Origin of the sequence: Sphaerisporangium melleum, assembly GCF_014646695.1 — a bacterium.
GTDB lineage: Bacteria > Actinomycetota > Actinomycetes > Streptosporangiales > Streptosporangiaceae > Sphaerisporangium > Sphaerisporangium melleum.
In genome coordinates this window covers 49,900-63,071 of record NZ_BMNT01000014.1, presented here as the reverse complement: position 1 = coordinate 63,071, position 13,172 = coordinate 49,900, and the positions used below count along the sequence as shown (strand labels likewise).

The 13,172-nt window shown below is 72.5% G+C and carries 13 protein-coding genes; 10 read left to right on the top strand and 3 right to left on the bottom strand.

The window, feature by feature from the left end; all coding sequences use genetic code 11:
• The first annotated feature begins 4 nt into the window (after window positions 1–4).
• The 6 genes from tal (at window position 5) to IEY93_RS14065 (ending at window position 7,793) form a co-directional block, all read left to right on the top strand.
• Window positions 5–1,114: a transaldolase gene (gene tal, locus IEY93_RS14090; RefSeq protein WP_189163495.1), complete on the top strand. Its 1,110-nt coding sequence runs from the start codon at window positions 5–7 to the stop codon at window positions 1,112–1,114.
• Window positions 1,115–1,252: 138 nt separating this feature from the next.
• Window positions 1,253–2,890, top strand: a complete 1,638-nt coding sequence (locus IEY93_RS14085; protein WP_189163494.1) for a phosphoglucose isomerase-related protein — start codon at window positions 1,253–1,255, stop codon at window positions 2,888–2,890.
• A 209-nt stretch (window positions 2,891–3,099) separates the two neighbouring features.
• Window positions 3,100–4,632 (top strand): glucose-6-phosphate dehydrogenase, encoded by a 1,533-nt coding sequence (zwf, locus tag IEY93_RS14080; protein WP_189163604.1) that lies wholly within the window; start codon window positions 3,100–3,102, stop codon window positions 4,630–4,632.
• Between the two features lie 67 nt (window positions 4,633–4,699).
• Entirely contained in the window at window positions 4,700–5,596 is an 897-nt protein-coding gene (locus tag IEY93_RS14075; RefSeq protein ID WP_189163603.1) for a glucose-6-phosphate dehydrogenase assembly protein OpcA, read from the top strand.
• Window positions 5,597–5,731: 135 nt separating this feature from the next.
• Window positions 5,732–6,505: a 6-phosphogluconolactonase gene (pgl, locus tag IEY93_RS14070; protein WP_189163493.1), complete on the top strand. Its 774-nt coding sequence runs from the start codon at window positions 5,732–5,734 to the stop codon at window positions 6,503–6,505.
• Window positions 6,506–6,938: 433 nt separating this feature from the next.
• Window positions 6,939–7,793 (top strand): helix-turn-helix domain-containing protein, encoded by an 855-nt coding sequence (locus tag IEY93_RS14065; RefSeq protein WP_203968370.1) that lies wholly within the window; start codon window positions 6,939–6,941, stop codon window positions 7,791–7,793.
• 12 nt (window positions 7,794–7,805) lie between these two features.
• Here IEY93_RS14065 and add read toward each other — a convergent pair whose 3' ends face one another.
• The gene (gene add, locus IEY93_RS14060) at window positions 7,806–8,864 is read right to left on the bottom strand and encodes an adenosine deaminase (protein WP_189163491.1); all 1,059 of its coding nucleotides are present in this window, start codon (window positions 8,862–8,864) and stop codon (window positions 7,806–7,808) included.
• Window positions 8,865–8,931: 67 nt separating this feature from the next.
• Window positions 8,932–9,726, bottom strand: coding sequence for a class I SAM-dependent methyltransferase (locus IEY93_RS14055; RefSeq protein ID WP_229691118.1), 795 nt, complete (start codon window positions 9,724–9,726; stop codon window positions 8,932–8,934).
• Window positions 9,727–9,798: 72 nt separating this feature from the next.
• Between IEY93_RS14055 and IEY93_RS14050 the strand changes: the two genes are divergently transcribed.
• Window positions 9,799–10,377 carry a CGNR zinc finger domain-containing protein gene (locus tag IEY93_RS14050; RefSeq protein ID WP_189163490.1) on the top strand — a complete coding sequence of 193 codons (579 nt, stop codon included), beginning with the start codon at window positions 9,799–9,801 and terminating at the stop codon, window positions 10,375–10,377.
• 46 nt (window positions 10,378–10,423) lie between these two features.
• Window positions 10,424–11,089, top strand: coding sequence for a nitroreductase (locus IEY93_RS14045; RefSeq protein WP_189163489.1), 666 nt, complete (start codon window positions 10,424–10,426; stop codon window positions 11,087–11,089).
• 307 nt (window positions 11,090–11,396) lie between these two features.
• On the opposite strand, the gene IEY93_RS14040 is transcribed toward IEY93_RS14045, so the two are convergent.
• On the bottom strand, window positions 11,397–11,885 hold the full coding sequence (locus tag IEY93_RS14040; protein ID WP_189163488.1) for a nuclear transport factor 2 family protein: 489 nt from the start codon (window positions 11,883–11,885) through the stop codon (window positions 11,397–11,399).
• A gap of 165 nt (window positions 11,886–12,050) precedes the next feature.
• On the opposite strand from IEY93_RS14040, the gene IEY93_RS14035 reads away from it, so the two are divergent.
• Window positions 12,051–12,878, top strand: coding sequence for a LysR family transcriptional regulator (locus IEY93_RS14035; protein WP_189163487.1), 828 nt, complete (start codon window positions 12,051–12,053; stop codon window positions 12,876–12,878).
• A gap of 145 nt (window positions 12,879–13,023) precedes the next feature.
• Complete coding sequence (locus IEY93_RS14030; RefSeq protein WP_189163486.1) at window positions 13,024–13,170, top strand: hypothetical protein; 147 nt, start codon at window positions 13,024–13,026, stop codon at window positions 13,168–13,170.
• The last annotated feature ends 2 nt before the right edge of the window (window positions 13,171–13,172 follow it).

The window sequence follows — 13,172 nt, the reverse complement described above, 5'->3', positions numbered from 1 at the left end:
AGACATGAGTGAGAACCTGAAGCGCCTGACCGGCCAGGGCGTGTCGATCTGGCTGGACGACATCAGCCGCGAGCGGCTGCGCAGTGGCAACCTCGAGGCGCTCGTACGTGACAAGCAGGTGACCGGTGTCACGTCCAACCCCACCATCTTCGCCGCGGCGCTGAGCAAGGGCGACGCCTACGACGCGCAGCTGCGCGACCTGTCGGTGCGCGGCGTGGACGTCGGCGAGGCGGTCCGCGCCATCACGACCTACGACATCCGCTGGGCCGCGGACGTGCTGCGGCCGGTGTTCGACGCCACCGATGGCGTGGACGGCCGGGTGTCCATCGAGGTCGACCCGCGTCTGGCCACCGACACCGCCGAGAAGACCGTGGCCGAGGCCCGCGCCCTGTGGTGGCTGGTGAACCGGCCCAACGTGCACATCAAGATCCCGGCGACCGTCGAGAGCCTTCCGGCGATCACCCAGGCGCTCGCCGAGGGCATCAGCGTCAACGTCACGCTGATCTTCTCCCTCGAGCGCTACCGCGCCGTGCTGGAGGCCTGGCTGACCGGCCTGGAGCAGGCCAAGGCGGCCGGCCTGGACCTGTCGAAGATCGAGTCGGTGGCGTCGTTCTTCGTCAGCCGCTTCGACACCGAGATCGACAAGCGCCTGGAGAAGATCGGCACGCCGGAGGCGCTGGCCCTGCGCGGCAAGGCCGCCGTCGCCAACGCCCGCCTGGCCTTCGCCGCCTACGAGGAGGTCATCGCGAGCGAGCGGTGGCAGGCCCTCAAGGCCGCCGGGGCGCACCCGCAGCGTCCGCTGTGGGCGTCCACCGGCGTGAAGAACCCCGACTACCCGGCCACGCTGTACATCGACCAGCTCGTGACGGCCGGCACGGTCAACACGATGCCGGAGAAGACGCTGGACGCGGCGGCCGAGCAGGGCTCCTTCGTCGGTGACACGATCCGTCCCGGCTATGAGGAGGCCTGGGACACCATGGCCGCGCTCAAGCAGGTCGGCGTCGACTACGACGACGTGGTGCGGGCGCTGGAGGACGAGGGCGTCGAGAAGTTCGTCGCCTCGTGGACCGAGCTGCTCGGCACGCTGGAGTCGGAGCTGGACAAGGCCGGCTGAGCCGGTTCCGCCGCCGAGGGCGGGCCGGCCGGCGGTGCCGGCCGGCTCGTCTCACGGCCGGCCTGGGCGTGCCGGGCTCCGGGCGATCCCCGGAGGACGGCACCGGCCCGGCCGGCCCCGCGAGGAGAAACTTCTGAAATGGATATTTCCGTAACATACGGTGACGAGGAGGTAGCCGCAGCGGCCGAACCGGCCCTGCGGAAGCTCGTCGGGGACGGAGTGCCGCAGGCGCTGGCGGCCGGTGATCCGTCGCTGTGGGGGCCGGAGGCCAAGGAGGAAGCGAAGATCCGCCTCGGCTGGCTGAAGCTTCCCGCCGCGTCCCGCGAGCTGCTTCCCGAGATCACCGCGCTGGCCGAGCGCGTCCGGGCCGCGGGCCTGGACCACGTGGTGCTCGCCGGCATGGGCGGCTCCTCGCTGGCCTCCGAGGTCATCTGCGCCACCTTCGACGTGCCGCTGACCGTCCTGGACACCACCGACCCCGGCCAGCTCCGCCGGGCGCTCGCCGACCGGCTGGAGCGCACCGTCGTCGTGGTGTCCAGCAAGAGCGGCACCACGATCGAGACCGACGCCCACCTGCGCATCTACGAACAGGCCTTCCGCGACGCCGGCATCGACCCGGCCGGCCGCGTCGTCGTGGTCACCGACCCCGGCTCGCCGCTGGAGCAGGTGGCCGCCGAGGCCGGCTATCCGGTGGTACGCGCCGACCCGCACGTGGGCGGCCGCTACAGCGCCCTGTCGGCGTTCGGCCTGGTGCCGAGCGCACTGGCCGGGGCCGACGTGGCGCGGCTGCTCGGCCAGGCCGAGGAGGCCCGGGCCCTGCTGGGCTCGGGGTCCGCGCAGGACGACCCGGGCCTCGCGCTCGGTGCCGCGATCGGCGCCGCGGCCCTGGCCGGCCGCGACAAGCTTCTGCTGGACGACAGCCTCTCGCCGATCAACGGGCTGCCCGACTGGGCCGAGCAGCTGATCGCCGAGTCCACCGGCAAGCAGGGCCGGGGCGTCCTCCCGGTCGCCGGCATCGACCCGACCGGCGCGCCCGACGAGCTGGTGGTGGGCATCGACACCGATGGCGACGTCGAGGTGCGCGGCCCGCTGGGGGCGCAGTTCCTGATCTGGGAGTACGCCACCGCGGTGGCCGGGCGGCTGCTCGGCGTCAACCCCTTCGACCAGCCCAACGTCACCGAGTCCAAGGAGAACACCGCCCGCATCCTGGCCGCGGCCGGCGCCGGTCCGCTGCCGGCCGGCGCCCCCGCGCTGGTGGACGGCCCGGTCGAGGTGTACGGGGAGCTCCCGGGCAACGCCACGGACCTGCCCGGCGTGCTCACCGCGCTGCTCTCGGACATCCCTTCCCGCGGTTACCTGGCCGTCCTGGCCTACCTGGACCGCGACGCCGCCTTCGACGTGCCGGTCCCGGAGGACGCCTCCTTCGAGGAGATCACCGACATCTGGGCGGCCCACGACCCGGCGAGCCTGCAGGGGCTGCTGTCCATCAGGACCGACCGGCCGGTGACCTTCGGCTGGGGCCCGCGCTTCCTGCACTCCACCGGGCAGTACCACAAGGGGGGCCCGCAGAACGGCGTCTTCCTGCAGATCACCGGGGCCGTCGGCGACGACGTCGAGGTCCCGGGCCGGCCGTACACCCTGGGCAGGCTCCAGCTCGCCCAGGCGCTCGGAGACCGGGACGCGCTCCACCAGCGAGGGCGTCCGGTCGTCCGACTGCACCTGACCGACCGCGAGGCCGGAGTCAGGCACCTGCTCACCGCCGCACGGGAGGTTTGATGAACGACAGCGAGCAGCCGGGCTCGGCGAACGCCGATGGCGCGGGTCCGGTGAACGCGCCCGAGCCGTCGACCCACGAGGTCCAGAACACGAAACGCTCGGGGAGGCGGCCTGCGAAGGCCGCTCCCGAGGAGAACGTCATCACGGCGCAGGCCGCCGCCGACGAGGTGGTGACCGCGACACAGGCCATCGCCGGCACCGCGACCACGATGGACGTGATCGACGCCAACCCGCTGCGCGATCCCCGCGACCGGCGCCTGCCCAAGGTGGCCGGCCCCTCGGTGCTGGTGCTGTTCGGCGTGACGGGTGACCTGGCCAGGCGCAAGCTACTTCCGGCGATCTACGACCTGGGCAACCGGGGCCTGCTGCCCCCGGGCTTCTCCCTGGTCGGCTTCGCCCGCCGCGACTGGGCCCACCAGGACTTCGCGCAGATCACGCACGACGCCGTCAAGGAGAACGCCCGCACTCCCTTCCGGGAGGAGGTCTGGAAGCAGATCTGCGAGGGCCTGCACTTCGTGCCGGGGTCGTTCGACGACGACGGCGCCTTCGACGCGCTGACCATGGCGCTGAAGGAGATCGACGAGACCCGGGGCACCGGCGGCAACTACGCCTTCTACCTCTCGGTGCCGCCCAAGGCCTTCCCGGTGGTGGTCGAGCAGCTCAAGCGCACCGGCCTGGCCAAGCCCCCGGAGGGCTCCTGGCGGCGCATCGTCATCGAGAAGCCGTTCGGGCACGACCTGCAGAGCGCCCGCGAGCTGAACGCCATCGTCGACTCGGCCTTCAAGCCCGACTCGGTGTTCCGCATCGACCACTACCTGGGCAAGGAGACCGTCCAGAACATCCTGGCGCTGCGCTTCGCCAACACGCTGTTCGAGCCGATCTGGAACCGCGGCTACGTCGACCACGTGCAGATCACGATGGCCGAGGACATCGGGGTCGGCGGCCGGGCCGGCTATTACGACGGCATCGGCGCGGCCCGGGACGTCATCCAGAACCACCTGCTCCAGCTGCTGGCGCTGGTCGCCATGGAGGACCCGACGGCCTTCGGCGCCTCCTCGCTGCGCAGGGAGAAGGAGAAGGTCCTGGAGGCCGTCACCCTGCCCGAGGACCTGGGCCTGGCCACCGCGCGTGGCGCGTACACCGAGGGCTGGCAGGGGGGCGTGCCGGTCAAGGGATTCCTGGAGGAGGACGGCATCCCGCAGGACTCCAAGACCGAGACCTACGCCGCGATCAAGGTGGAGATCGCCAACCGGCGCTGGGCCGGTGTGCCGTTCTACCTGCGCACCGGCAAGCGGCTCGGCAGGCGGATGACCGAGGTGGCCGTGGTGTTCCAGCAGGCGCCGCACCTGCCGTTCAGCAAGACCGACACCGAGATCCTCGGGCACAATGCCCTGGTGATCCGCATCCAGCCGGACGAGGGCATCACCGTGCGGTTCGGCTCCAAGGTGCCGGGCACCGCGATGGAGGTCAGGGACGTCAACATGGACTTCGCCTACGGCGAGGCGTTCCTGGAGTCCTCCCCCGAGGCCTACGAGCGGCTGCTGCTGGACGTGCTCATCGGCGACCCGCCGCTGTTCCCGCACCAGCGGGAGGTCGAGCTGTCCTGGAAGATCATGGACCCGATCGAGGAGTACTGGGCCTCGCGGGAGGATCAGCCCGAGGGGTACCCCGCTGGTACCGGCGGCCCGGCCTCGGCCGACGAGCTGATGGCCCGCGACGGGCGCGCGTGGAGGCGGCTGTGAGCTCGGCGGCGGGTACGGCGGTTGTGATCGGCGACGGAACGCGGGAGTCTCTGTGACCACTTTCCTGATGGGGTCGACCACGGCCTCCGACATCTCCTCGCAGCTGACCCGGCTGCGCCACCAGGTCGGCGCGCCGGCCGTCGGCATGGTGCTCACCCTGGTGGTGGTCTGTGAGGAGAGCAACCAGTACGACGCGGTGCGCGCCGCCTCCGAGGCCGCGCGCGAGCACCCCTCGCGCATCCTCGCGGTGATCCCGAGGGAGCGCGGCGAGGCGACCCGGCTGGACGCCGAGATCCGGGTGGGCGAGCTGACCACCGGCGAGGTGGTGCTGCTGCGCCTGTACGGGGAGCTGACCGAGCACGCCGACTCGGTGCTCGCGCCGCTGCTGCTGCCCGACATCCCGGTGGTGGTGTGGTGGCCGGGAGACGCGCCGGAGGCGCCGGCCAAGGACCCTGTGGGCCACTTCGGGCAGCGCCGCGTCACCGACGCCCGTTCTGCGCCCGACCCGGTCGGGGCGATCAAGCGGCGGATCGAGGGGTACACCCCCGGCGACACCGACCTGGCCTGGACGCGCATCACCCCGTGGCGCAGCCTGCTCGCGGCGGCGTTCGACCAGCCGGTGGGCAAGATCGTGGAAGGGTACGTCGAGGCCGAGCCGAACCACCCGAGCGCCTCGCTGCTCGCGGTGTGGCTGTCGGAGAAGCTGGACGCGCCGGTCAAGGTCGTCCCCTCCGGCGGGCCGGGCCTGACCAAGGTGCGGCTGGTGCTGGAGCAGGGCGAGGTCGCGGTCGAACGGCACGACTCGCGCACCGCGACGCTGATCCGGCCGGGACAGCCCGACCGGCACGTCGCGCTCGCGCGCCGGCCGACCTCCGACCTGCTCGCCGAGGAACTGCGGCGGCTGGACCCCGACGAGGTCTACGCTTCGGCGATCAGGCACGTCGCCGACCACGACGGCTCCTGACCCTCCGATGCCGCCGGCCGGGCCGGCGGCACGGGTTCGCCGACCCGGCTGCCCGGCACCGCCGCAGCGCACCGATGTGACGGCGCGCTGCGGCGGTGCCGGGCGCCTGTTGTTCGTAGATGAAGGGGTGTTCTCGTGAGTGTTCCCTCGGTCCTGATCCACCGGGACCCCGACGTGCTGGCCAAGGCGGTCGCCGCGCGCCTGATCACCGGGCTCGCCGACGCCCAGGCCGCCAAGGGGTCGGCGCACCTGGTGCTGACCGGCGGCGGCATGGGCACCGCCGTGCTGAAGGAGGTCGCCGCCACGGCGGCGCGCGACGCGGTCGACTGGCCGCACCTGGACATCTGGTGGGGTGACGAGCGGTTCCTGCCCACGGGCGACCCCGAGCGCAACGAGACCGGCGCCCGGGAGGCGCTGCTCGACCGGGTGGACGTCGACCCGGCCCGCGTCCATTCCGTGCTCGGGCCCGACGCGGGGGTCACCGCCGAGGAGTCCGCCGAGCGGTACGCCGAGGAGCTGCGCAAGGCGGCCCGTCCGGAGGACCACGGCCCGGTGCCGTCGTTCGACATCCTGCTGCTCGGCCTCGGCCCGGACGGCCACGTGGCCTCGTTGTTCCCCGAGATGCCCGCCGTCCACGACGAGCGTCCGGTCGTGGCCGTCCACGGCTCTCCCAAGCCGCCACCCACCCGGGTGAGCATGACCCACCCGACGATCAGGGCGGCGCGCGAGGTGTGGGTCATCGTGGCGGGCGAGGACAAGGCGGGCGCCGTCCGGCTGGCGCTGCAGGAGTCGGGCCCCTTCCAGGTGCCCGGGGCCGGGGCGCGCGGCCGCCTGCGCACGCTGTTCCTGCTCGACCGGGCCGCCGCCGCCAAGATCCCGCCGGGGCTGACCCGCCGCGCCTCCCCCTGACACCGGGGGACGGCCGCTCGCCGCGTGGTGGGTGACCGGTCTGCGCACGCCCCTGGACGCCCGGCCGTGACCTGCGGCCGGGCGCCTTCTTTTCCCGCCCGCCCGGGACTCGCGCGCACCTGCCCTCGTCCTTTCTCCCGCGCGGGCCCGTGCCGCACCTCGTACGCTGGTCCGTACCCCCCGCCCCACGCGCGAGGCCAGGGCGCGGCAGCCGCTTCCAGGTGGAACTTTCCCGGCCGAAGGATCGTTCGCCCAAGCACCTGGATCAAGCCGGGTCGAATCATGGCAAGCGAACCACGCCGGATGGGATGCTGGAACGTCCTGGCCACTGTGAGCTGCGCCATGTGCCGCCTGCTGGGACGCCCGTGGGATGCCCCGCTCGACCTCACGCCGCGCTCCCGCCCGGCGGCTCCTCGCCGCAGAAGGAGGAATCTTGTCGCAGACGGGGGAAGTCGAGCGCTTCGCCGCCCGGTTGAGGATGCTCAAGGAGCGCAGCGGCATGAGCTTCGAGGTGCTCGCCGCGCGCACGGGCATCAGCCGGTCGAGCCTGCACCGTTACTGTTCGGGCAGCAAGCTCCCCACCGGCTACGGCCCGGTGCACGCCTTCGGCAAGGCGTGCGGGGCCAGCGGGGAGGAACTGCGCGAGCTGCACCGGCTGTGGGCGGTGGCCGACACGGCCCGCTCCGCACGACCGGAGCAGGAGGACGACGACCCGGAGATCGCAGCGGAGTCCCCGCGGGAGGCTCCGGAGCACACCTCGCGAGACGCCGCGGAAGAGCAACTCCGGGACGCTCCGGAAGAGCCTCCGGGCGAACCGGTGGACGGGCGCCGCCGCGGCTCCCCCCGGGCGGTGTGGGCCGTCGCCGCCGCGGTCGTGCTGGTCGCCGCCGCCGTGACGGTGTTCGTCGTGCTGCGCCCGGAAGGCGGCCTGGCCGGTCCGGTGATCGTGGCGTCGACCGGCGCCACGGCGGCCACGGCGCAGGTCACCGTCTTCAACATCGAGGGGGACTGCGGAAAGCGCAAGGACCGCTTCCCCGCCTGCAGCATGGGCCTGGCCATCGACCCGCGCAAGAAGTACGCCGCCGGGAACGTGGTGAGCCACCGCGTCTGGCACGGGGACGTGCTGGTGGCCGACTGCGTGCTGTTCGACGGCGACCGGGTGGAGGACGAGACGGGCGTCGGCACCTCACGCTGGTTCCGCGTCCGGCTCGACGATGTGCCCGAGGGCCACGGCTGGCTGCCCGCCGTGCGCACCCACGACAACCCCGCCCTGCCCGTCTGTGCCTGAGCGGTCGGAAGGTCAGAAGGCTCCGGGTGACCGGACGGCGTGCGCGGCGCAGACCTGGTCGATCTCGGCGAGGATCGCCCGCTTGGCCGGCTCGTCCAGGAAGGACGCCCGCACGGCGTTGCCGGCGAGCCCGGCCAGCTCGGCCGTGCCCAGCCCGAAGGCGCGGGCGGCGAGGGCGTACTCGCCGTTGAGGGTGGTGGCGAACATCGGCGGGTCGTCGCTGTTGAGCGTGACGTACAGCCCCTCTTCCAGCATGCGCGGCAGCGGGTGGCGGGCGATGGTGGGCACCTGGCCGGTGCGCAGGTTCGAGGTGGGGCACACCTCCAGCGGGAGCCGCGTCTCCCTCAGGTACGCCATGAGCCGGGGGTCGCGCACGCAGGCGATGCCGTGCCCGATGCGCTCGGCGCGCAGGCCCTCGATGACCTCCCACATCGTCTCGGGCCCGCTCATCTCGCCGCCGTGCGGCACGCTGTGCAGACCCGCGGTGGTGGCCGCGCGGAAGGCGTCCCGGAAGGCGTCGCGGTGCCGCACCCGCTCCTGCTCGATGCCGGCCAGGCCGAAGCCGACCAGGGCCTCCGGTGGCACCGACAGCGCGTGGTCGAGCGTCACGCGGGCGCCTTCGGCCCCGCACTCGCCCGGCACGTCGAAGATGTAGCCGACGCGCACGCCGTGCTCGGCCACGGCTTGGCGGGCACCCAGGTCCAGCGCCTCGGTGACCGCGGCCATCGGCATGCCGACGGCGAGATGGGAGTACGCCGTGACGGTCAGCTCGACGTACCGGACGTTCTGCGCGGCGAGGTCGCGGGCGATGCCGGCGACCAGGATGGCGATGTCCTCCGGGTCGCGCACCAGGCTGTTGACGCTCGCGTAGACCTGCGCGAAGTGCGGGAAGTCACGGAAGACGTAGAAGGCGCGCAGTTCCTCCTCCGTCGTGGGGACCGGGCCGCCGGGGTGCCGGCGGCTCAGTTCCAGCACCGTTGGCACCGAGGCCGACCCGATCAGGTGGACGTGCAGTTCGGCCTTGGGCAGGGCGGCGATGAACGCGTCGATCGAAGAGGTGGGCTCCGTCATGCGCCCGACCCTAGGCAGCTCAGCCGCCCCGGTGGAAGCGATCGGGCGGGAATCTCACCCGAACCTGTCAAGTTCTCGGTTCGACGGGGAGGACGGCGCACAGGACGCGGTCGTGACCGTTCTGCCACAGGGTGCCGACCTCGGCGAACCCGGCGGCGCGCAACGCCGCGACGTGCGTGGACAGCTCCAGCGACTCCGAGCCGTGGTGCGCCGGGCCCGCCACCTTGCGGGCGCGTTCGTCCGCCAGCGCCGCGAGCGCGGGGTCGGCGCCGGCCGCGTCCCACCACTCGCGCCAGTCCTCGGGCATGCCCGCGGCGAACCGGCGCCGCGTCGCCCGCTCGTGCACCGCCCGCTCCAGCCCGGCCAGGGTCGGCGCGACATCGACGACCTCCAGGTGGTCGCCGTTGAGGAACAGGCCGCCGGGCCGCATCACACCGGCCAGTTCGGCGAACATGGCGCGAAGCTCCGGCTCGGCGAGCCAGTGCAGGGCGGTCGTGCTCACCACGGCGTCCACCGGCCGGTCCAGCCCGAGCGTGGAGGTCCAGCCCGGGTCGCGCAGGTCGGCGTCGGCGAACCGCAGGCCCCGCCTGCCCTCGTGGGCGGCCCGGCCGAGCGCGAGCAGCAGCGGGTCGGCGTCCACCGCCACCACCTCGGCCTCGGGCAGCCGGTCGAGCAGGCGGACGCTGAGCGACCCGGGCCCGCAGCCGAGGTCGAGCACCAGCGGGTCAGGGCGATCCGTACCCGCCTCCACCGCGTCGATCAGGGCGGTGAACCGCGCCTCCCGGTCGGTCAGATAGCCCTCCTGCTGGACGTCCCACCGGGCGATCCAGTCGCGGGCCTGCTCAGGGTGAAGAATGGACATCAAAGCTCTCCTGTAACTGTCGTGTAGACTTTCACCAGTTACACGGTAGGACGTGAGGATGTAACGGGTCAAGTGAATTTCAACAGTCACACCGACGCGGTGGTGGCCATCGCCGCCGCCCTGGTCAACACGCTGACGGCCGGCGAGGCCCGCGGCCGGGAGTACGCGCCCCCGCCCCTCGGCCCCGCACGGCGCACCGCGGCCACCGGCGCCCTCGCGACGGGCGGCAGGCATCCGCGCGAGGTGACCGACGCGGAGACGGCCGAACTGTCCCAGGTCGCGCTCGAACTGCGTGCGGTCTTCGAGGCGGTCGACGCCGGCGACCTGGACTCGGCGGCCGTCCAGGTCAACCATCTGCTGGACCGCACGCAGGCGCGCCCCCTGCTGGAACGGCACGACGGCGAGCCGTGGCACCTGCACTTCCACGGCAACGCCGGCACCGTGGGAGACGACTACGCGGCGGCCTGCGCCACCGGCCTGGCCGTCGTGCTCGGCGGCGAGCTGTACGACCGGCTCGGCGTGTGCACGGCGACCCGCTGCGACCGGGTCTTCGTCGACACCTCACGCAACGGCACCCGCCGCTTCTGCTCGACGACCTGCCAGAACCGCGTCAAGACCGCCGCCTTCCGCGCCCGCACCCAACGCCCCTGACCCCACACCTGCGCCCCCATGTCGTTGAGCGAGAGGACGAGAAGCCGTGGATGTGTACGAAGCCGTGGACAGTCGACGTGCGGTGCGGGCGTTCAGCGATGAACCGGTGCCCAAGGAGATGCTCGAACGAGTGCTGGCCGCGGCGACGCGGGCTCCGTCGAGTGGGAACCTCCAGCCGTGGCACCTGTACGTCGTGACCGGCGAGCCCTTGGCCGAGCTGAAGAGGCGCGCGACGGCCAGGGCACTGGCGGGAGACCCGGGTGACGAGCGGGAGTATCCGATGTACCCGGACGAATTCACCTCGCCGTACCTGGACCGCTTCTCCGCCGCGGCCGCCCAGCGGTACAGAGCGCTGGGAATCGAACGCGACGACCCGGACAGGCCCATGAAGATCGCCGCCTTGAACTCGGAGGCGTTCGGGGCGCCGGTCGTACTGTTCTGTTACCTCGACCGGACGATGGGCCCCGGACAGTATGGGGACGCCGGGATGTACTTGCAGACGGTCATGCTGCTGCTGAGAGCGGAAGGGCTGCACAGTTGCCCTCAGGTGATGTGGACGATGTATCGCAAGACCGTCAGCCAGACAGTGGGAGTTGATGACGGGTTCGTATTGTTCTGTGGTGTCGCGGTGGGATTCGAAAAGGAGGGCGCGCCACGCCTGCGTACCGGGCGGGCGGACATGACGGAAACCGTGACCTTCATCGGAGTGTGACCACTGGCGGCCGAGCCGGCACTCGGGGTGCCGGCAAGAACCACTCCAGCGGCTGTCACGGTCCTTGCCGGCACCCCACCGGTGAGGGGGACACTTCGTCACCGAGGCTCGCGTACACGGAGGTCTCGCGCATCGCGAGAAGCGCGTACAGGCGCGGCGCCGCCCAATGCCGGGCCGTCTCCTTCGCCGCCCCGATGAAGCGCTGCGCCTCACGAGTACGACCGGGATCACTCCGCGTCATGCGTGCGCACCGCATGGCGAGCAGCGACGCTGCCTGGACGTTGTCCGGTGACCGCCACGTGGTCCGTCAGGCGCCGGGGATGGCGTAGGGCATGTCGAGCAGGATGTGGTGGCGGACGATCTTCCATTCGCCGCCGACGCGCCGCAGGTCGGTGTCGTAGTAGCCGGACTCGATCGGCCGCACGGTGCCCTGCGCGCCGAAGGAGTCCTGCGGCCATCCGTTTTCGGGGCGGGCGGCGGCGCGCACCTCGAACACGATGAACTGGGCGTTCATGTGGGCCGTGTCGCCGTCCACCTCGATGATGTGGTCGGCGGTGACGTGGTGGCTCGATCCCCCCTGGGGGTGCGGGGCCATGTAGTTGTCCACCGCGTAGTGGACCGCGGCGCCGCCGATCATGGGCTCGGTGAACGGCTCGTACTGTTCCGGGCCGACCTTGCTGAAGGACTGGATGATCGCGTCGTCGGTGAACAGCGCGCCCTGGGTCGCGCCGTCGCGGCGGTCGGTGGCGCGCACGTACTGGGCCAGGACTTCCTGGATCTTGCGCTCGTCGCTCATATCGTCGTCTTCTCTCTGTCGCACGTGATGGTGGGGTCCGCAACCGGACGTCCCGATCGCCGCCGCGCTCCGGAGAAGGGGGCCGGACGTGGCGGTGGGACCATTCCACCCGCTCCGACCTGGGGGAACAATGACGGTTCCGATAGCGACCATTACCCTTGCGGTATGGATCGTCTGGAGACGCGGGAGCTCGCGCAGTTCGTGGCGGTGGCCGAGGAGCTGCACTTCGGCCGGGCCGCCGAGCGGCTCGGCATCGCCCAGCCCCCGCTGTCGCGCACCATCGGCCGGCTGGAGCGCCGCATCGGCGTCCGGCTGCTGGAGCGCACCAGCCGTCGCGTCGCGCTGACCCCGGCCGGGAAGGTCTTCCTGGACGAGGCCCGCAAGGCGTTGCGCAGCGTGGACACCGCCGTCCGGCGCGCACAGCAGGCCGCGCGCCCGCACCGGCTGACGGTGGCCGCCCGGCCGGGCACCGGTGCGGGTCTGCTCGCCGAGGTGGTGCGCGCCTACGGGCGCCGCCCGGACGCCGCCGAGGTCGAGGTCGTCTTCACCCACGACCAGGCGGCCGCCCTGCGGGACGGCACGGCCGACCTCGCGCTGATGTGCGGCGACGGCGACCTCGCCGGGCTGCGCACCGCCGAGCTGGCGCAGGAGGCGCCGGTGGCCCTGCTGCCCGCCGGGCACCGTCTCGCGAAGCGCACCGCCGTCACGCTGGCCGACCTCCGCGCCGAGGGCGTCTTCACCGAGCACTGCCCCACGGTCGCGCTGGACGAGATCGTGGACCGGGTCGCGCTGGGCCTGCTGGTCGTCGTGACCGGGGACGGCGTCACCGGCCGGCTGGGCGGCGACGTGGCCGCGGTCCCGGTCGCGGACCTTCCCGGCAGCGACCTCGTACTCGCCTGGCCCGAGCACGCCGCCGCCCCCGCCCGCGCCGCGTTCGTCCGCGCGGCCCGCGAGATCGCCGGCACCCGCGCCCACCAGCCCAGAGCCTCCTGACCCTGTCCAACGTGCAACCCGCCCACGGGGCCCAAGGGTCCCGCGGACCGGCGGCCTCTGTGGTCCCCGTCTTCTGAGCTGGAGATGGGCGGCGCGACCGCGATGGCACGCGCGAGGTGATCAAGAGCGCGGATCGCCGGTCACGGTGGAGAGCACCATCACCATGACCGAACCGACGTCCGCGATCAGCGAATATCGGGACGCCGCCTCTGACGCGTTCGATGACGAGCCCGGCCACGGCCTGCGAGCCGATCACACACGCGCCGCCCGGGATCGCCTGCTGCGCGAGTGAGC